This window comes from Mesorhizobium sp. M0633, assembly GCF_040320645.1.
Lineage (GTDB): Bacteria > Pseudomonadota > Alphaproteobacteria > Rhizobiales > Rhizobiaceae > Mesorhizobium.
In genome coordinates, this window is sequence record NZ_JAMYQC010000011.1 from 126,162 (window position 1) to 143,479 (window position 17,318).

18 protein-coding genes are annotated in these 17,318 nt (G+C 63.1%); 9 read left to right on the top strand and 9 right to left on the bottom strand.

Annotated elements, in window-relative coordinates; translation table 11 throughout:
* Nucleotides 1-44 precede the first annotated feature (44 nt).
* Complete coding sequence (locus NKI47_RS14535) at nucleotides 45-542, top strand: hypothetical protein (RefSeq protein ID WP_352590939.1); 498 nt, start codon at nucleotides 45-47, stop codon at nucleotides 540-542.
* Nucleotides 543-585: 43 nt separating this feature from the next.
* On the opposite strand, the gene dps is transcribed toward NKI47_RS14535, so the two are convergent.
* The 4 genes from dps to NKI47_RS14555 form a co-directional block, all read right to left on the bottom strand.
* Nucleotides 586-1,074, bottom strand: a complete 489-nt coding sequence (gene dps / locus NKI47_RS14540; RefSeq protein ID WP_352590942.1) for a DNA starvation/stationary phase protection protein Dps — start codon at nucleotides 1,072-1,074, stop codon at nucleotides 586-588.
* A 146-nt stretch (nucleotides 1,075-1,220) separates the two neighbouring features.
* Nucleotides 1,221-2,474 (bottom strand): LLM class flavin-dependent oxidoreductase, encoded by a 1,254-nt coding sequence (locus NKI47_RS14545; protein ID WP_352590945.1) that lies wholly within the window; start codon nucleotides 2,472-2,474, stop codon nucleotides 1,221-1,223.
* A complete protein-coding gene (locus NKI47_RS14550) occupies nucleotides 2,471-3,484 on the bottom strand; it encodes an LLM class flavin-dependent oxidoreductase (RefSeq protein ID WP_352590948.1) in 1,014 nt (337 codons plus the stop codon). The genes NKI47_RS14545 and NKI47_RS14550 overlap by 4 nt, the downstream gene beginning before the upstream one ends.
* A gap of 75 nt (nucleotides 3,485-3,559) precedes the next feature.
* Entirely contained in the window at nucleotides 3,560-4,480 is a 921-nt protein-coding gene (locus NKI47_RS14555) for a LysR family transcriptional regulator (protein ID WP_352590951.1), read from the bottom strand.
* Nucleotides 4,481-4,621: 141 nt separating this feature from the next.
* Between NKI47_RS14555 and NKI47_RS14560 the strand changes: the two genes are divergently transcribed.
* The 4 genes from NKI47_RS14560 to NKI47_RS14575 all read left to right on the top strand — a co-directional run bounded on the left by NKI47_RS14560 (nucleotide 4,622) and on the right by NKI47_RS14575 (nucleotide 9,171).
* Nucleotides 4,622-5,839 (top strand): urate hydroxylase PuuD, encoded by a 1,218-nt coding sequence (locus tag NKI47_RS14560; RefSeq protein WP_352590954.1) that lies wholly within the window; start codon nucleotides 4,622-4,624, stop codon nucleotides 5,837-5,839.
* A complete protein-coding gene (gene guaD, locus NKI47_RS14565) occupies nucleotides 5,836-7,149 on the top strand; it encodes a guanine deaminase (RefSeq protein WP_352590957.1) in 1,314 nt (437 codons plus the stop codon). The genes NKI47_RS14560 and guaD overlap by 4 nt, the downstream gene beginning before the upstream one ends.
* A gap of 74 nt (nucleotides 7,150-7,223) precedes the next feature.
* Nucleotides 7,224-7,730 (top strand): heme-degrading domain-containing protein, encoded by a 507-nt coding sequence (locus NKI47_RS14570; protein ID WP_352590960.1) that lies wholly within the window; start codon nucleotides 7,224-7,226, stop codon nucleotides 7,728-7,730.
* Between the two features lie 175 nt (nucleotides 7,731-7,905).
* Nucleotides 7,906-9,171: a glycerate kinase type-2 family protein gene (locus NKI47_RS14575; protein ID WP_352590963.1), complete on the top strand. Its 1,266-nt coding sequence runs from the start codon at nucleotides 7,906-7,908 to the stop codon at nucleotides 9,169-9,171.
* A gap of 1 nt (nucleotide 9,172) precedes the next feature.
* Here NKI47_RS14575 and NKI47_RS14580 read toward each other — a convergent pair whose 3' ends face one another.
* The 3 genes from NKI47_RS14580 to NKI47_RS14590 form a co-directional block, all read right to left on the bottom strand.
* Complete coding sequence (locus tag NKI47_RS14580) at nucleotides 9,173-9,895, bottom strand: UdgX family uracil-DNA binding protein (protein WP_352470171.1); 723 nt, start codon at nucleotides 9,893-9,895, stop codon at nucleotides 9,173-9,175.
* A gap of 86 nt (nucleotides 9,896-9,981) precedes the next feature.
* Nucleotides 9,982-11,403 (bottom strand): glutamine synthetase family protein, encoded by a 1,422-nt coding sequence (locus NKI47_RS14585; RefSeq protein WP_352590966.1) that lies wholly within the window; start codon nucleotides 11,401-11,403, stop codon nucleotides 9,982-9,984.
* Nucleotides 11,404-11,417: 14 nt separating this feature from the next.
* Entirely contained in the window at nucleotides 11,418-12,800 is a 1,383-nt protein-coding gene (locus NKI47_RS14590; protein ID WP_352590969.1) for an aspartate aminotransferase family protein, read from the bottom strand.
* Nucleotides 12,801-12,957: 157 nt separating this feature from the next.
* On the opposite strand from NKI47_RS14590, the gene NKI47_RS14595 reads away from it, so the two are divergent.
* Nucleotides 12,958-13,413, top strand: a complete 456-nt coding sequence (locus tag NKI47_RS14595; protein ID WP_348625924.1) for a hypothetical protein — start codon at nucleotides 12,958-12,960, stop codon at nucleotides 13,411-13,413.
* 8 nt (nucleotides 13,414-13,421) lie between these two features.
* On the opposite strand, the gene NKI47_RS14600 is transcribed toward NKI47_RS14595, so the two are convergent.
* On the bottom strand, nucleotides 13,422-14,396 hold the full coding sequence (locus tag NKI47_RS14600) for a WD40 repeat domain-containing protein (protein ID WP_352590972.1): 975 nt from the start codon (nucleotides 14,394-14,396) through the stop codon (nucleotides 13,422-13,424).
* A 248-nt stretch (nucleotides 14,397-14,644) separates the two neighbouring features.
* Nucleotides 14,645-15,712, bottom strand: coding sequence for a CobW family GTP-binding protein (locus NKI47_RS14605; protein ID WP_352590975.1), 1,068 nt, complete (start codon nucleotides 15,710-15,712; stop codon nucleotides 14,645-14,647).
* 197 nt (nucleotides 15,713-15,909) lie between these two features.
* On the opposite strand from NKI47_RS14605, the gene NKI47_RS14610 reads away from it, so the two are divergent.
* The 3 genes from NKI47_RS14610 to NKI47_RS14620 all read left to right on the top strand — a co-directional run bounded on the left by NKI47_RS14610 (nucleotide 15,910) and on the right by NKI47_RS14620 (nucleotide 17,317).
* A complete protein-coding gene (locus NKI47_RS14610) occupies nucleotides 15,910-16,425 on the top strand; it encodes a dioxygenase family protein (RefSeq protein ID WP_352590978.1) in 516 nt (171 codons plus the stop codon).
* The gene (locus tag NKI47_RS14615; RefSeq protein WP_352590981.1) at nucleotides 16,425-16,631 is read left to right on the top strand and encodes a peptidase associated/transthyretin-like domain-containing protein; all 207 of its coding nucleotides are present in this window, start codon (nucleotides 16,425-16,427) and stop codon (nucleotides 16,629-16,631) included. Before NKI47_RS14610 ends, NKI47_RS14615 begins: the two co-directional genes overlap by 1 nt.
* Before the next feature lie 203 nt (nucleotides 16,632-16,834).
* A complete protein-coding gene (locus NKI47_RS14620) occupies nucleotides 16,835-17,317 on the top strand; it encodes a MarR family winged helix-turn-helix transcriptional regulator (RefSeq protein ID WP_254816029.1) in 483 nt (160 codons plus the stop codon).
* The last annotated feature ends 1 nt before the right edge of the window (nucleotide 17,318 follow it).

Genomic DNA, 17,318 nt, shown 5'->3' on the forward strand with positions numbered 1-17,318 from the left:
CAGTTGGCGCGTAAGGCCGAGAAAAACACGAGCAGCGCATATTGATGAAACAGCTTGTCATAGCTCTTCTGGCTGCTTTTGCAGTTTTCTTGGCGTCTACAATAGGATCGCGAACGCCCGCTGCGCGACACGCCGGCGAGCAAACACTCCGCGCCACCTGGTTTGTGCATGTGTTTGCGGTCCTGCTTGCGGGCTTTATCGCGGTCGTTGTGGTTGCCGGACACAGCGAAACACCGAGCGAGCAACTTCCCTGGATTTTTGGTCTACTGGTTGGCTTTGGTCTGAGCCTGATCGGGTGGATTTGGTTCTTTTATGTTCGCGTAGTCTTTTGGAATGTCGAGGGAATAGGAATCCGGCAGCCATTCATGCCGCCTCGATTTATTCGGTGGGAAGACATCGAATGGGCTGGTCGCAAATGGACAGGAGATTTCCAGCTTCGTTCCAAGAAAACCAGCATTGGCTACACCGCGTTCCAGGGCGGACACGATGAGCTAAATCGCCGGGTGAAGCTTGAGGTGCCGAAGTTCGAGAGGAATTTCTAATCGAACCCCGGCGCGCCGAGCAAATAGCGCCGTCCAAAAAGAGCTATTCCTTCTCCTGCGTGTGCGCCTCAAGGAACCACAGCAATTTGTCGAGCGAGCGCGAATAGGCGGTGAAGATGTCGGCGGTATCGGCGTCGCCCGCGCCAGCCGCTTCGTCGATCGCGGCGCGTGCCCGCTTGGCGGTCGCGGCATAGCGGTCGATCAGCGCCGCCAGATGGTCTCGGGTCTTGTGGATGTCGGTCGGATAGGCCTCCAGCATACTCGCCTTCGACACCTCCTGCGAGGTGCCGAGCGCCGTGCCGCCGAGCTGTACGGCGCGCTCGGCAATGGTGTCGACATGGCCGTCGATCTCCTCGCGGAACGTGTCGAGCATCTCGTGGATGGCGATGAATTGCGGTCCCTTGACGTTCCAGTGCGCCTGCTTGGTGATCAAGGCCAGATCGATGGCGTCGGCGAGGCGGGCATTGAGAAGATCGATACACTCTTTCTTGGCATTGGATTGCAGGTCATTGCGGGTGGCGATGGCATCCATGATCGGCTCCTGTGGCGGTTGCGTCCGCGTGGTTTGAAAAGAGGGCGAAGTTTGGGATGGACAATCGAATATGCGCGCAGACGCCCTCATCGCCGCGGCACAGCATCCCAAAACGGCGATCTCCGACTTTCGTTCCGCTCGTCGTTTTACGCCGGCGTTTTCAAGCCCAGATGGTCGCGCAGCGTGCTACCTTCATAATCCTTCCGGAAAAGCCCGCGCCGCTGCAGCTCCGGCACGACAAGCGTGGCAAAGGCTTCGAGTTCGCCGGGAAAATAGGATGGCATGACGTTGAAACCGTCTGCCGCGCCGCCCTCGAAGCGTGCCTCGAGCTGGTCGGCGATCTGGGCCGGAGTTCCGACGACGCGCCAATGACCGCGCGCGCCGGCGAAATGACGGGCAAGCTGGCGAATGGACAGCTTGTCGCGGCGGGATTGCTCGATGACGAGCGCCTGCCGGCTCTGCATGCCTTCGCTGGCCGGCAGCTCGGGCAGCGGTCCGTCGATGGGATAGCGCGCGAGATCGGATATGCTGAGATAGCTGGAAAGCAGCGCGACGCCGACATCGTCCGGTATCAGCTCCTGCAGTTCATCATGTTTTGCCCGGGCTTCCGCTTCGCTTGCCGCGACGACCGGCGCGACGCCGGGCATGATCTTGACGTCCTCCGGCTCGCGCCCATGGGGCGCCAGCCGTCCCTTGAGGTCGTCGTAGAAGGCCTTTGCCTCCTCGAATGTTTGCGCCGCAGTGAACACCACATCGGCGGTCCGGGCGGCGAGATCGCGGCCCTCGTCCGACGCTCCTGCCTGAACCATGACCGGCGCACCTTGTGGCGAGCGCGGCAGATCGAGCGGGTCGCGCACCGAAAAACTTCTGCCTTCGTGTCCACCCTGGCCTCGCCAAAGGCCGGTAACCACGGCAGCGAATTCGCGCGCGCGTTCGTAGCGGTCCGCATGTGGGCGCAGTCCGGTCGAGCCGAAATTGGCGGCCTCGATCTGGCTCGCCGAAGTCACGAGGTTCCAGCCGGCTCGGCCACCGCTCAGATGGTCGAGCGACAGGAAGGTCCGCGCCAGTCCGTAAGGCTCGTTATAGCTCGTCGACGCCGTGGAGACGAGGCCGATGCGCTCCGTCTGGACGGCGAGCGCGGCAAGCAGGCTTATCGGCTCGAAGCCGATCGAGCGCGACGTTTGGCTGGCGATGTTGACATTGGCCTCGCGCACGCCGGCGGCGTCCTCGCAGAAGATCATGTCGAACTTGGCTGCTTCCGCCGTCCGCGCCAACTGGACGTAATGGTCGATGTCGATGCCGGCCGTGACATGCGCCTGCGGATGGCGCCAGGCGGCGATGTGGTGGCCTGTCGCCCACAGGAAGGCGCCGAGCTTCATCTGGCCTCGACCGGCGCTCATTGCCGATCCTCCCCTGCAAGCCCGAGATGGGCGCGCAGTGTCGCCGCGCTGTAGCCGGACCGGACAAGGCCGCGGCGGCGAAGCTCCGGCAGCACGAGACCGACGAAATCGTCGAGCGCCGATGTGAAGGGCATGGCGATGTTGAAACCGTCGCAGGCTTTCGAGCGAAAGCACTCTTCGAGCCTGTCCGCAAACAGGTCCGGCGCGGCGGTTATTTCGGCGCTGACGGTAACGTTCATCAGCACTTTCAGCGCCTCCGGACTGCGCCCGAAGGCAAGCGCACGGCGCTTCAGATCGCCAGCCTTCGCCGGCTCGATCGATGGCTCATCCAGCAGGACGACATCGGCGGTGCGGGCGGCGATATCCGTGTCGGGCTCGGACAGGCCGGACATGACCAGCATCGGCGTGTCCTGCGGCGACCGCGCCACGTTGAGCGGCCCGCGCACGGAAAAATATTCGCCCTTGTGGTCGAGAAGGTGCATCTTCTCGGGATCGAAGAAGCGGCCGCCAACTTTGTCGAACAGCAGCGCGTCTGCGTCCCAGCCTTTCCACAAGCCTTGCACGATGCCGATGAATTCCTCGGCGCGCAGGCGGAAATCGTCGCCGGAAAACCCTTCCGGCCGGCTGAAATTGGCCGCCTCGCGCGGTTCGGGCATCATGCTCGCGTTCCAGCCGGCGCGGCCATGGCTGATGATATCGAGCGAGGCGAAACGGCGCGCGAGATTATAGGGCTGGTGGGCGACCGTCGACGCCGCGGCGGCAAGGCCGATCCTGCTTGTCACCGTCGCCAGCGCCGCCACCAAGGTCGTTGCTTCGAAGCGCATTTGCCGGTTCGGCCCGCCTGCAACCGGTGCGGAATCGCCGAGCAACACCATGTCCAGGCCGGCCGCTTCGGCTTCTTGCACGAACCGCGTCAGCAGACTGAAGTCCGGGCCGGCGTCGGGCGGATGGGAAGGAGCGGCTTCCGGAGACAGTGAAACGGCGAGACACATTGTGGCGCCGTTGGCCATCGCTTTTCCCTGTTGAGCGAGATTCCTTGAGAATTATCTCGCCGGCTGGACGGAAAGCAACCGGCCAGCCGGCGATCATTTGCCGGCCAGAATATCCCTGATCAGCCGCTGGCAGCGCTCGGCCATGAAATCGAGCAGCAGCCGCACCTTCGGATCCTGCAGCTTCTTATGAGGGTAGACGGCGGCGAACTGCACCGGCGTCGGCGGCGTGTTGCTCAGGATCACCTTCAGCCGCTGGTCGCGGATAAACGGCTCGACCTCGAAGCGCGGCTTGTTGATGATGCCGCGGCCGGACAGCGCCCAGCCGGTCAGCACGTCGCCATCATCGGTATCGTAGGGGCCGTGCACCTCGAATTTTTGCGGTCCGTTCGGCGTCTGCAGCGTCCAGACATATTCGCGCGCGCCGGAATAGCGCAGCATCAGGCAATCGTGCTTCTTGCCGATCAACTCCTGCGGCTCGGTAGGCTCGCCGCGCGCTTCCAGATATTGCGGAGCCGCCACCAGAACGCGTTCGCATTCCATGATGCCGCGCATCCTGAGGCTGGAATCCTCGATGATGCCCAGCCGGAAGGCAACGTCGATGCCTTCCTTCATGATATCGACATTGTGATCGGAAAGCCGGAGCCGCACCTCGATATCGGGGTACCTGTCGTGGAAATCCGGGATTCCGGATGCTACGAGCCGCCGCCCGAGGCCGAGCGGCGCTGTCACCTTTATGGTGCCGCGCGGCTGCCCGGATAACGCGCTGACCGCAGCTTCGGCCTCGGTGACCGCCTCCAGCACCTGCTTGGCGCCGGAGTAGAACACCGTGCCGTGCTCGGTCGGCATCAACTGCCGCGTCGTGCGGTTGAACAGCCTGACGCCCAGGTGCTTCTCGAGCTCCTTGATCCGATTGGAAGCGACCGCCGGCGAAATGCGCATGTCGCGCCCAGCCGCCGATAAATTGCCGAGCTCGACGACGCGAACGAAAACGGCGATGTTGTCGAGATAGGCCATGCGGCTTCCGTGGCTCTCATGTGGCTGCGTATGATCAGCCTAGTATTTTCCAATTTTTTTTGAAAGTCATCGTGCAGCTCGGCCCTTTCCGTTTGCGCTCCAGTCCGTAAAGTCAGTGGATCGGCAGGGACGATTTCTTTCATGATGGATTTCGCGATATTCTGGGATTGGCTGAGTTTCGCCGTGCGCTGGCTGCACGTCGTCACCGGTATCGCTTGGATTGGATCGTCGTTTTATTTCGTCGCGCTCGATCTCGGGCTGCGCCAGCGTCCGGGCATGCCTGCCGGAGCCTTCGGCGAGGAATGGCAGGTGCATGGCGGCGGCTTCTACCATGTGCAGAAATATCTGGTGGCGCCGGCTGAGATGCCCGAGCATCTGACCTGGTTCAAGTGGGAATCCTACGCCACCTGGCTGTCGGGCTTCGCCATGCTGTGCGTCGTCTACTATGCCGGTGCGGACCTGTTCCTGATCGATCCGAATGTGCTTGCCATGTCGGTGCCTACAGGCATCTTGCTGTCGCTGGCGACGATCGGCGTCGGCTGGGTGGTCTACGATCTCTTGTGCCGTTCGCCGCTCGGCAACAGCGACACCGGCCTGATGCTGGTGCTGTATGGGGTGCTGGTATTCATGGCCTGGGGACTGACCCACCTGTTCACCGGCCGCGCCGCCTTCCTGCATCTCGGCGCCATCACCGCGACGATCATGTCGGCCAACGTTTTCATGGTCATCATCCCCAACCAGAAGATCGTCGTCGCCGACCTGATCGCCGGCCGTAAGCCCGATCCGAAATACGGCAAGATCGCCAAGCAGCGCTCGCTGCACAACAATTACCTGACGCTGCCGGTTTTGTTCCTGATGCTGTCGAACCATTATCCGCTGGCGTTCGGGACAGAGTTCAACTGGGTCATCGCCTCGCTGGTGTTCATCATCGGCGTGCTGATCCGGCACTATTTCAACACCAGGCATGCGCGCAAAGGCAATCCGACCTGGACCTGGCTGGCGGCCGCCGTCCTGTTCGTCGTCATCATCTGGCTGTCGACGGCACCGAAGCTGCTGACCGGCGAGGTGAAGGCCTCGTCGGCTGCACAGGTCTACGTCGCCTCGGCGCATTTTCCCGCCGTGCGCGATACGGTGCTTGGCCGCTGTTCGATGTGCCACGCGGCGGAGCCGTCCTACGCGGGCATTTACCACGCGCCTAAGGGCGTGATGCTCGATACCGATGCCGGCATCGCCGAGCACGCCGGCGAGATTTACCTGCAGGCTGGCCGCAGCCACGCCATGCCGCCCGCCAACGTCACCCAGATCACCGACGAGGAACGGGCACTGCTGGTGGCATGGTTCGAAGGCGCAAGGAAATGACCGGCACGCTCCTGCGCGGCCGTACGCTGTCGTTTTTGCGCTGGCCCGAAACCATCGACGACCATTCCGCCTGGCGTTACGAGCAAGATGGCGGCCTGCTGATGCGCGACGGCAGGATCGTTGCCGCGGGCGCCTATGCCGAGGTCGAGAAAAAGGCGGGCGAGGGAACAAAAAAAATCGACCACAGGCCGCATCTGCTGCTGCCCGGGTTCATCGATGCGCACGCGCATTTTCCGCAGATGCAGGTCATCGCTTCCTTCGGCGCCGAGCTGCTCGACTGGCTGAACACCTACACTTTTCCGGAAGAGACAAAATTCCAGAACGCCCAGCATGGCCGCCGTATCGCCAGGCTGTTCCTGGATGAAGTATTGCGGCATGGCACCACGACAGTCGCGGCATATTGCTCGGTACACAAGGAATCTGCCGAAGCGTTCTTCGCCGAGTCGCACGACCGCAACATGCTCAACATCGCCGGCAAGGTGATGATGGACCGCAACGCGCCGGACGGCGTGCTCGACACGCCGCAATCGGGCTATGACGACAGCAAGGCGTTGATCGATGAGTGGCACGGCAAGGGACGCCAGCACTATGCCATCACGCCGCGCTTCGCCATCACCTCGTCGCCCGAGCAATTGGAGATGGCGGGCGCGCTCTGCCGCGAATATCCTGATCTGCACATGCAGACGCATCTGTCGGAAAACCACGCCGAGATCGCCTTCACGCAGCAATTGTACCCGCAGACGCGGGACTACACCGATATCTACGAACACTATGGGCTGCTCGGGCGCAGAAGCCTGTTCGGCCATTGCATCCACCTGTCGGAACGCGAGGCGGATGCGCTTTCGGATAGCGGCTCGGTGGCGGTGTTCTGCCCGACCTCCAACCTGTTTCTCGGCTCGGGCCTGTTCGATTATCAGCGCTATAGCCGCCGCGAGAAGCCGCTTCGCATCGCCGCCGCCACCGATGTCGGCGGTGGCACCAACTATTCGATGCTGCGCACCATGGACGAGGGCTACAAGGTGATCGCGCTGAACGGCGAGAAGCTCAATCCGTTCCAGTCGTTCTGGCAATTGACCCGCGGCAATGCCGAGGCGCTGTCGCTTGCGGAAAAGATCGGCACCCTGGAGGAAGGCAGCGACGCCGATATCATCGTGCTCGACGCCCGCGCCACGCCGGCGATGCGGCTGCGGGTGGAGACGGCGGACACGCTCGCCGAGGAATTGTTTCTGCTGCAGACGCTCGGCGACGACCGCGCCGTGCGCGAGGTCTATGTCGCCGGCCGGGCGGCCAAGGCGGATATAGCGGTTTAGCCGTCGTATGCGGCCGGCTTGACCGGGCGGCAGCCATCCGCCAAAGCAACAGGCGAGATCGACAGGGGAACGACATGGCCGTTGCGGACGACATCGCTCTGATCAAGAAACAGGAAGCCACGCTTGTCTTTTCGGCCTTCGATGAAGCCGTCGCTTTCGAGATCGGCTCGGCGATCCGCGACCGGGCTCTCGAGGAAAACCTGCCGATCATCGTCGATATCAGAACTTTCGACCGGCCGTTGTTCTATGCGGCAATGCCCGGCTCGAACGCCTCCAATCCGGACTGGGCGCGGCGCAAGATCAACGTCGTGCGGCGGTTCCTGAAAAGCACCTACCGCATTGTGCTGGAGCAGCAGCGCCCCGACCGCAGCTTCAAGCCCGGCGAGGGGCTGGACGTTGCCGACTATGTGCTGGCCGGTGGCGGCTTTCCCATCACTGTCAAGGGCGCTGGCGTCATCGGCGTGATCGCCGTCTCCGGTCTACCGGAGCGCGAGGACCACGGAGTGGTCGTCGATACGCTGTGTAGCTACTTGGGCGTCGATAGCCAGGAGTTGGTCCTGCCGCCGGAAGCAACATCGTGACGTTGGCGCTGCCCCTCATCCGCCTGCCGGCACCTTCTCCCCGCGTAGTGATGGGGAGAAGGGAAACGCTCCAACGCTGGCGATCCCCTCTCCCCGTCTCTATACGGGGAGAGGGTAAGGGTGAGGGGCAGCGCAAACGCCGCAGAAGCTCGCACAGCGTCCGTGGTAGCTCAGTATGACCGCGCTCGATCCCAAGTCCTTTCTCATTTCGATCTTCAACGCCGCCGTTGCCGCCGCCGATCCCCAGAGGACGATCAAGGATCATTTGCCCGCAAGGCCGAAGGGACGGACGATCATCATCGGCGCGGGAAAAGGCTCGGCGCAGATGGCGGCGGCTTTCGAGAAAGTGTGGGACGGGCCGATCGAAGGGCTGGTCGTCACCCGCTACGGCTATGGAGCGGCCTGCCGGCGCATCGAGATCATCGAGGCGGCGCATCCGGTGCCGGATGCCGCAGGGCTCGAAGCTTCCCGGCGGCTGCTCGAAAAAGTCCAGGGACTGACTGCGGACGACCTCGTCGTGGCGCTCATTTCGGGCGGCGGCTCGGCGCTGCTGCCGTCACCTGCCGAAGGTCTGACGCTGGCCGACGAGATCGCCGTCAACGAGGCGCTGCTCGCCTCCGGCGCGCCGATCGCCGCGATGAACACCATCCGCAAACATGTTTCCACGATCAAGGGCGGCAGGCTGGCGGCCGCTGCCTATCCAGCCAAGGTGGTGTCGCTGGTGGTCTCCGACATTCCGGGCGATAACCCGGCGCTGGTCGCTTCCGGCCCGACCGTTCCCGATTCCGGCAGCCGCGAAGATGCATTAGCGTCGATCGCCGCCTATGACATGAAACTACCGGCTTCAGTGATGGCGCACATCAATTCGCCGGCCGCCGATGCACCGCGCGTCGATGATCCGCGTTTTTCGCGCAACGAGGTACATCTGATCGCCTCGGCCGGCGTATCGCTGGAAGCGGCTGCGGCCGAAGCCAGGTACCAAGGTATCGAAGCGGTCATTCTCTCCGATTCCATCGAGGGCGAGGCGCGTGAGGTCGGCGGCGTCCACGCTGCAATCGCGCGCGAAGTGGCGACGCGCAACCGGCCATTCGCAAAACCGGTGCTGATCCTGTCGGGCGGCGAGACGACCGTGACCTTGCGCGCGAAAGGCAAAGGCGGCCGCAACTCGGAATTCCTGCTCGCCTTCGCCATTGGGATCAGCGGCATGGCGGGCGTCCACGCACTGGCCGCCGACACCGACGGCATTGACGGTTCGGAAGACAATGCCGGCGCCTTCGCCGACGGCTCGACAGTGTCGCGGATGCATAAGGCGGGCGTCGATGCCAAGGCCATGCTTGCCGGCAACAACGCCTGGACGGCATTCAATGCCGTAGATGACCTTTTCGTACCCGGTCCGACCGGCACAAACGTCAACGATCTCCGGGCGATATTGATCAAATAGCTCAGGCGGCCATTAGCTTTTTCACCGCTCTCATATCCTGCAGGAACCGGTCGCGTTCTGCCTGCCTGTCCGCCGGCTCGCGAATGCGCAGGATGAAGGACGGGTGGATGGTGACGAAGACACGCAAGCCATCGTCACGCTCCACGACGGCCCCGCGCATCTTCATGATCGGCACCACCTTACCAAGCAGCGCCTGCGCCGCCGTTGCGCCGAGCGCCACCGCCAGATTGGGCTTGATCAGATCGATTTCCTTGTCGAGCCACCAGCGGCAAGCCTGCACCTCGCCGGCGTTCGGCTTGGAGTGGATGCGCCGCTTGCCGCGCGGCTCGAACTTGAAATGCTTGACCGCGTTGGTGACGTAGACTTTCAGCCGATCGACGCCGGCATCGTCCAGGATCGCGTCGAACACCTTGCCCGCCGGACCGACGAAGGGCTTGCCCGCCAGGTCCTCCTGGTCGCCCGGCTGTTCGCCGACGAAGATCACCTTAGCTTTATCAGGGCCCTCACCGAACACGGTCTGCGTGGCGTCGTGCCATAGCGGACAGCGGCGGCAGATCTTGGCCGTTTCGCGCAGTTCAGGAATCGTCCTGGCGTCGATTTCTGTCGTTTCCGGAGACTTACTTGCAGGCAAGCGTCTTGCCTGCACTTTGGCATGGTGCGGCGTCGGGGTTGTCTGCATCCTGGCGATCATGACTAAGGCGGCCTTGCTCGCTCCTGCAATCAGACACGCAATGAGCAAAGCCCGCCGAAGGTTCCGTTGAAATTATTCCGCATGGGCCTTCACCGGCGGATGGCCGACGATGTGATGCCCTACACCTCGTGCAGATAGAGGTGATAATCCAGTTCGCTGACCGTGCGCGCCACGCGCAGATATTCCGACTGCTTGATCGCCACGAACGTCCGGTGCAGGTCTTCGCCCAATGCGCCCTTGAGGAAGGTCGACGCCCTTGCCGCCTCGATCGCGGCACGCCAGTCGACCGGCATCGTCGTGCGCGTGACGGCCGATTCGTAGCCATTGCCGGTGGTTTCGGGACCGGGATCGAGGCCTTCGTCGAGGCCTTTGACGACACCGGCCAGCACCGTTGCTGCCACTAGGTAAGGATTCGCGTCGACGCCCGATGGCCGGTGCTCGATGCGGCGGTTCTTGGCATCGCCGGCCGGCACACGCAGTGCCACCGAACGGTTGTTGACGCCCCAGGTCGGCGCCACCGGCGCATAGGATTGCGAGACGAAGCGCCGCCATGAATTGGCATGCGGCGCGAAGACCAGCATCGATTCCGCCATCGTCTGGATCAGTCCGCCGAGGCCGCGCAGCAGCGGCAGCGACCAGCTTTCGCCGCCGGTTTCGGCAAAGACATTCTTGCCGGCATCGTCCAACAGCGAGACATGAAAATGCATGCCCGAGCCGGCATATTTCTCGATCGGCTTGGCCATGAAGCAAGCGGTGACACCATGACGGCGCGCCTGCGCCCGCACCAGTCGCTTGAGCATCACGAGATCGTCGGCCGCCCGCATCACATCCTTGCGGTAGTTGAGCGTCAGCTCGTACTGGCCGGGCGCATATTCCGAGATGACCGTCTCGGCCGGGATGCCTTGCACCTTGGCTGCGGCGTAGATGTCGGAAAACAGCGGCTCCATGCCGTGCAGATGGTCGACGGAATAGACCTCCGTCTTGGCCGAGCGGCGTCCGTCAAGCACCGCGTGCGCCGGCTGCACCTTGCCTTCGGCGTCGCGCTCGTTGGCGAGCAGGAAGAATTCGAGCTCGAAGGCGCCGGCCGGATGCAGGCCCTTGGCCGCGAGGATGTCTACCTGGCGGGCGAGTGCCAGCCGCGGGTCGGACGACATCGGCTGGCCATCGAGATGGTACATCGCCATCAGCACCTGGCCGCGCGGCGGCTGGGTGCCGAACAGCGGCACCAGTGTGCCGGGGATCGGCCACGCCCGCAGGTCGCCGTCGCCCGTCGTCCAGATCAGCCCGGTCTCGTGAACATCCTCGCCGGTGATGTCGAGGCCGAGGATCGAGATCGGCATGTGCCGGCCCCCCTCGAAGATGCTCATCAACTCATGCCGGCGCACGATCTTGCCGCGCCCGACGCCGTTGGCGTCGGTCAGCACGATGTCGAACGCTTCGATCTCGGGATGAGCGTCAAGAAAGGCCTGCGCCTCGGCGGGCGTCGAGCCCGAAGGGGATGCCGTGACCAGGTTCAAACTTTGCTTGGGCGCTTGTTTCATGCCGCAAGCTTGTCTCACGCCGTAAGCTTTGCCGCAACCGCGCCGAAGGCAGTGATCAGCCGGTTCACCTGGGCGGCGCTGGTCGCAGGAGAGATCAGCATCATGTTGTGGAAGGGTGCGATCAGCACGCCGCGATTGACCAGCGCGACATGGATTGCCGCCTCGAGCTCCGGCACGTGCGCAGCTTCCGCTTCGCCGCCGTTCCTCAGCGGGCCCGGCGCGCAGATGAACTCGACACGGGCACCGACGCGAGCAACATGCCAGGGCAGACGATAGCGATCGATGACGGCGGTCAGCCCGGCGTCGAGCCGCCGCGCCAGATGGTCCATATGGCTGTAGTTCTCGTCGGTCATGACGTATTCGAGCGTGGCGCGCATCGCTGCGAATTGCAGCGGATTGGCCGACAGCGTTGTCCCCATGCCGGAGTAGCCGGGCTCTTTCCGACTGATATAAGCGGCATAGCGGGCCGCAACGTCTTCGCTCATGCCCCAGACGCTCGCCGGTACGCCGCCGGCAATCGGCTTGCCCAGCACGAACAGGTCCGGCTCCAGCCCGTATTTGCTTGTATAGCCGCCGGGACCGGTCGAAATTGTATGCGTCTCGTCGATTAGAAGCAGCGTGCCGGTCGCACGGGTGAGACGCCGCAAGCCATCATGAAAGCCGGCTTCGGGCAGCACCATGCAGGAATTGGTCAGCACCGGCTCGGCGATGACGCAGGCGACATCGTTGCCCCGGAGTGCCGCCTCGAGCGCCGGCAAATCGTTGAACTCGACGACATCTGTCGCCCGGGTCAGGTCGCGGAATTCGCCGGCCAGTCCCGGTCGATTCACCGCTTTCCCGGCGACCAGCCGCACCATCGTCTCGTCGACCGAGCCATGATAGCAGCCGTTGAAGACCAGTATCTTCTCCCGGCCGGTAACGGCGCGGGCAACCCGCAGCGCGAAGCGGTTGGCATCGGTCGCCGTCGTCGCGATCTGCCACGACAGCAAACCGAAGCGCTGCTGCAGCAACGGTCCGATGGCCAGCGCGTCTTCGGAAGGTAGCATATAGGTCAGTCCTCGTCCGGCCTGCCGGCGGATGGCGCGGGCGACCGGCGGCGGCGAATGGCCGAACATCGAGCCGGTGTCACCAAGGCAGAAATCGTCCAGCCGATTGCCGTCGATGTCGGTGATCGCAGCGCCCTTGGCACTGTCGACCAGGATCGGGAATGGCGTCGGCCAGTCGTTCATCCAATGCATCGGCACGCCGCCGAAGAAGCCGGGCAGGCCATTGCCGATTTTCGCCATCGATTTTGGCCGCGCCCGGCGGAAGACTTCTGCCTCGGTCGCGCGCAACTCGACGATCCGGGCCGGGCCGATGCCGCCGATGCAAGTCTTTGAATGGTTCATGACGTTCATGCCGGCCCTCTCAGTCGCACTTTAGACAATCGGCATCCGCCACCGCAATTGGCCGGGCGGCTGCCCTGTGTTGGGTCAGCGGTCATTTGAATGAAAACAGGCGCTTGACCGCGAGCCGCCTTCGGGCGCCAATGGTACTTCGGCTGGAGGGCATAAGATGGTGCGGGCGATCGTCTGCGCAGCAACGCTGCTGTCGTCGGTTGGTGCGGCTCTGGCGTCCGGCGGCATCTGGTGTTCCGCCGAGGATGCAGCCGTCAAATTTCAGGTCGGTGCCGGGATCACCAGAGGCATGGGCGGGCCGACCTTCAATTTTAGCGGCGAGCTCGAGATTCTGGGCAGGCCGGCTGCCGACAGTCTGCGCGAGACATTGTTCGAGGATCAGAACCTCACGCAATATTGGCTCGACAACAAGGAATTGCGGCTGCTCGTCTACCACGAACGGCAGGTCGAAAACGCCTACGGCTATGTCGAACTGGCGATCCTGACCAAGGCCAGCGACGAAGGCGTCTATGACGGTCGCTATTTGCTCTCAATCCATGATGTAACGGCCGATGCCGAAAAGGACGGCAAGCAGGCTGAATTGACCGGCAAAGTATCTTGCGGAGCCGAGTAAGTAACAGGCTACGCCGAAATATCGATGACGCCGCAGTCGCCCGCAGCGCTGCCAAAGGCGACGCGGCGCTCTTCCTTGTCCCACATCATCGAAGTGACGGCGCCCTTGCCCGGCCGGCGCAACAGCACTTCCTTGGCGTCGGCGAAGCGCACCGCCATCACCATCCCGTCATCATAGCCGATAGCAACGACGTCCTGGCTCGGGTGACAGGCGACGGAGGTGACCATCGCATTGCCGCGCGTGCCGAGTTCCAGCGGCGCCTTGCCCATCGGCCCGTCTTTGCTGGAAAACGGCCAGACGATTGCCGCCGGCGCGCCGGAACTCGCCAGCCATTTGCCCTTGGCGCTCCACGACAGGCTTTTCACCTTGCCGGGGTAGCCGGACATGCGCATGTGCTTGCCGTCGGCGAGCTTCCAGCCATGCAGCGCGTTTTCCTGCATGGTGGTGACGACGAAGCCGCCGTCCGGCGAGAAGGTGATGCCGGTGTGGGCGCCGGCCCATTCGAGCTCGACCGGCTTGCCGTCGGCAGCCGGGAAGTGCAGCGTCGCGCCATTGTAGCGGGCAACGCCGAAGCGCATGCCCTTGGGCGAGAAGGCAAGCCCCTCGACTGAGCGCGGATGCGAGAATTCCCTGGTTTTGCCGTCGGCAAAGCGCACATAGGCAACCTTGCCCGAAGCATAGGCAACAGCGCCTTGCGGCCCGGCGGCGACGCTGGTTATCCATTTTTTGCCTGCGGTCGCCAATTCCGTTGTATTGCCGCCTGGGGTCACGGCAAAGATCCTGCCGTCCTCACCACCGGTGATCAGCCGGTCGTTTGCCGCATCATGGAAGGCGGCGAGCATTCCGTCATTGGTCTGCACCATCTTGTGGCCGTGGTCGAGCCGATGGATTTTGCCGTCGGCCAGCGCAAAATGCGGCACGTCGCCGAGAAACACGGCGGCGAGGCAGTGGCCTTCGAGATCGAGCGGGGCGACTGTCGGCATGAGAGATCATTCCGTTCGAGATTTCTGCTTGTCATCTAACCCCGCCGGGCTGTCGGCGAGGCTCCGCCTTCTCCCCTTGTGGGAGAAGGTGGATTGGCGCGCAGCGCCAAGACGGTTGAGGGGTGCTGGACGGAGTGCCGTCCTTGCCAAGCTGGAACACCCCTCATCCGACCGAGCTTCGCTCGGCCACCTTCTCCCACAAGGGGAGAAGGAGAGAAGGGCAGCGCTAGCGCTATAAAGTCCGGAAATCAAGCCGCCTGGCAGGCCTCGAAGCTTGTCTTCAGTCGCTCGGCGTCGAGTTCGCGGCCGATGAACACCAGCCGGCTCTCGTGCTTCTCGTCGTCCTTCCAGGCGCGCTGGTGGTCGCCCTCGATGATCATGTGCACACCCTGGATGACATAGCGCTCGTCATCGCCTTTCAGCGCAATGATCCCTTTCAGCCGCAGGATGTTCGGGCCTTCCATCTGGGTGACCTTCTCGATCCACGGGAAGAACTTTTTCGGGTCCATCTCGCCGCCGCGCAGCGACACCGACTGCACAGTCACGTCATGGATGTCGGAAGGGTGCGCATGATGATGCCCGTCATGATCGTGGTGATCATGGCCGTCGTGATCATGGTGATGGTGGTCATGATCATGATCATGATGGTCGTGATCGTCATGCGCCTCGAGGAAGTGCGGATCGTTCTCCAGCGCCCGGGACAGGTCGAACGCACCGCGATCGAGCACCTCGGACAGCGCCACGCTGGCGCGTGTGGTGCGATGGATTCGTGCCGCCGGGTTGATGGCGCGGATCGTCGCCTCCACCTTGCTCAGCTCTTCGGGGGTGACCAGATCGGTCTTGTTGAGTACGACGACATCGGCAAAGGCGATCTGGTCCTCGGCCTCTCGGGAATCCTTCAGACGCAGCGGCAGGTGCTTGGCGTCGACCAGCGCCACCACCGCATCGAGCTTGGTCTTGGAACGCACGTCGTCGTCCATGAAGAAGGTCTGCGCCACCGGCACGGGATCGGCGAGGCCAGTGGTCTCGACGAGGATGGCGTCGAAGCGGCCAGGCCTGCGCATCAGGCCTTCGACGACGCGGATCAGGTCGCCGCGCACGGTGCAGCAGACGCAGCCATTGTTCATCTCGTAGATTTCCTCGTCGGATTCCACGATCAGCTCGTTGTCGATGCCGATCTCGCCGAATTCATTGACGATGACGGCGTAGCGCTTGCCATGGTTTTCCGAAAGGATGCGGTTGAGCAGTGTCGTCTTGCCGGCGCCGAGATAGCCGGTGAGGACGGTTACGGGGATCTGCGTCTGTGCGTCGCTCATATTGTGCCTCGAATAGGGATTGTCGGCTCCATATAGGATGTGTGCTCGGCTTTTGCACGAGGCAAACCGGTGGGCCAAAGAGGGGCTGGTATTGCCGAACTTTCCTCACATTACCGAACTTTCATTGGCGCCGCCTGACAGCGGGCCCTAGATAGGCGGGGTCATTTACGGAGCTGTTCGCGTTGAAGAGGCGCCAGATGTCCGACAAGTCGTTGCCACTAAGCCGTCGGCAGGCGCTCGGTCTCGTTGCGGTTACCGCTGGCGGCATATTCCTGCCCGCCGGTGCAAGGGCCGGGCAGGTTTCGCCCTATGCCGGGCTTGCTTTGTTCGAAGCCGGTGCCGGCGTCTGCGCCATCACGCCCGAGGTCACCGAAGGGCCGTTCTATTTCGACCCGAAGCTCGAACGCGCCGATATCACCGAGGGCAAGAAGGGCATCGGCCTCAATGTGCGGCTGCAAATCGTCGACGCCGCCTGCCAGCCGCTTCCCGGCGCACGCGTCGATATCTGGCATTGCGACGCCCAAGGCAGCTATTCCGGCTATCCCGGACAGGGCGACGGGCAGGATATCGACACGTCCGGCCAGAGCTTTCTCCGCGGCTGGCAGAGAACCGATGAAAGCGGCATCGCTTCTTTCGCCACCATCTATCCCGGCTGGTATCGCGGCCGCACCACCCACATCCATTTCAAGATCTTCCCGACGACCGCTCGGTGATGACCGGCCAGATGTTCTTCCCCGACAGCCTCAGCGAGCAGATATTCGCCACCGTCGCGCCTTATAAAGATCGCCCCGGCAAACGCGATACATCGAACGCGCGGGACGGCATTGCGCGGCAGGCCGGGCCGCTGTCGCAGGCAGCGCTGCGGGAAATGGCGGACGCCTATCAGGCGTTGATGGTGGTCGCGGTGAAAGCCGGTTGAGAACACCTCGTCACGTCCTCATCCAGCCATTGCGGAAAGTCGTTTGTCATCTAACTGAAATAAACATCTGGCATTAGCCACGGCGAACACCGCGAAGCTTGCCGGCAAAGCTATTTTCCGAGCCGGAATGTTTTCGATCGTCATTGCCAATCGGCGGCCTGCTTCTATGCTGCCCGCTCCGGTTCGGCCGAGGAGGGATGAGCATGGCCAAGGCGGACAAGACTGCAACAATGAGCCGGCTGCATTCGGCGGCGCGGCTGGCGCGCACGGCGCTCGCCGCCCGGCTTCTGGCGCATGGTTTCTATGCCGGCCAGGACCAGATCATGCTGGCGCTCGACCGCGAGGACGGGCAGACGCCCGGCAACCTTGCCGGCCGCCTCGGCGTGCGTCCGCCGACCATCACCAAGACCATCAACCGGCTGCAGGCGCAGGGCTTTCTGGAGAAGCGGGCCTCGTCCGCCGATGCCCGCCAGGCGCATATTTTCCTCACCGACACCGGCCGCGAAATCATCCACGCCATCGAGAAGTCGGTGAAGAAGACCGAAAAGCAGGCATTGAAGGGTCTCGACAAGAAGGATCAGAAAGCGCTGTTCAAGCTGCTTGCCCGCGTCGAGGCGAACCTGTCGAACGGCGAAATGGTGCTCCCGGATGACGAACTCGATATCGAGGACAAGATGCTTGAATAGC

Bases quoted from the DNA above. Each gene is read 5' to 3' on its own strand.
- NKI47_RS14535 (WP_352590939.1), top strand. From the start codon at position 45: ATGAAACAGCTTGTCATAGCTCTTCTGGCTGCTTTTGCAGTTTTCTTG.
- dps (WP_352590942.1), bottom strand. From the start codon at position 1,074: ATGGATGCCATCGCCACCCGCAATGACCTGCAATCCAATGCCAAGAAA.
- NKI47_RS14545 (WP_352590945.1), bottom strand. From the start codon at position 2,474: ATGAGCGCCGGTCGAGGCCAGATGAAGCTCGGCGCCTTCCTGTGGGCG.
- NKI47_RS14550 (WP_352590948.1), bottom strand. From the start codon at position 3,484: ATGGCCAACGGCGCCACAATGTGTCTCGCCGTTTCACTGTCTCCGGAA.
- NKI47_RS14555 (WP_352590951.1), bottom strand. From the start codon at position 4,480: ATGGCCTATCTCGACAACATCGCCGTTTTCGTTCGCGTCGTCGAGCTC.
- NKI47_RS14560 (WP_352590954.1), top strand. From the start codon at position 4,622: ATGATGGATTTCGCGATATTCTGGGATTGGCTGAGTTTCGCCGTGCGC.
- guaD (WP_352590957.1), top strand. From the start codon at position 5,836: ATGACCGGCACGCTCCTGCGCGGCCGTACGCTGTCGTTTTTGCGCTGG.
- NKI47_RS14570 (WP_352590960.1), top strand. From the start codon at position 7,224: ATGGCCGTTGCGGACGACATCGCTCTGATCAAGAAACAGGAAGCCACG.
- NKI47_RS14575 (WP_352590963.1), top strand. From the start codon at position 7,906: ATGACCGCGCTCGATCCCAAGTCCTTTCTCATTTCGATCTTCAACGCC.
- NKI47_RS14585 (WP_352590966.1), bottom strand. From the start codon at position 11,403: ATGAAACAAGCGCCCAAGCAAAGTTTGAACCTGGTCACGGCATCCCCT.
- NKI47_RS14590 (WP_352590969.1), bottom strand. From the start codon at position 12,800: ATGAACGTCATGAACCATTCAAAGACTTGCATCGGCGGCATCGGCCCG.
- NKI47_RS14595 (WP_348625924.1), top strand. From the start codon at position 12,958: ATGGTGCGGGCGATCGTCTGCGCAGCAACGCTGCTGTCGTCGGTTGGT.
- NKI47_RS14600 (WP_352590972.1), bottom strand. From the start codon at position 14,396: ATGCCGACAGTCGCCCCGCTCGATCTCGAAGGCCACTGCCTCGCCGCC.
- NKI47_RS14605 (WP_352590975.1), bottom strand. From the start codon at position 15,712: ATGAGCGACGCACAGACGCAGATCCCCGTAACCGTCCTCACCGGCTAT.
- NKI47_RS14610 (WP_352590978.1), top strand. From the start codon at position 15,910: ATGTCCGACAAGTCGTTGCCACTAAGCCGTCGGCAGGCGCTCGGTCTC.
- NKI47_RS14615 (WP_352590981.1), top strand. From the start codon at position 16,425: ATGACCGGCCAGATGTTCTTCCCCGACAGCCTCAGCGAGCAGATATTC.
- NKI47_RS14620 (WP_254816029.1), top strand. From the start codon at position 16,835: ATGGCCAAGGCGGACAAGACTGCAACAATGAGCCGGCTGCATTCGGCG.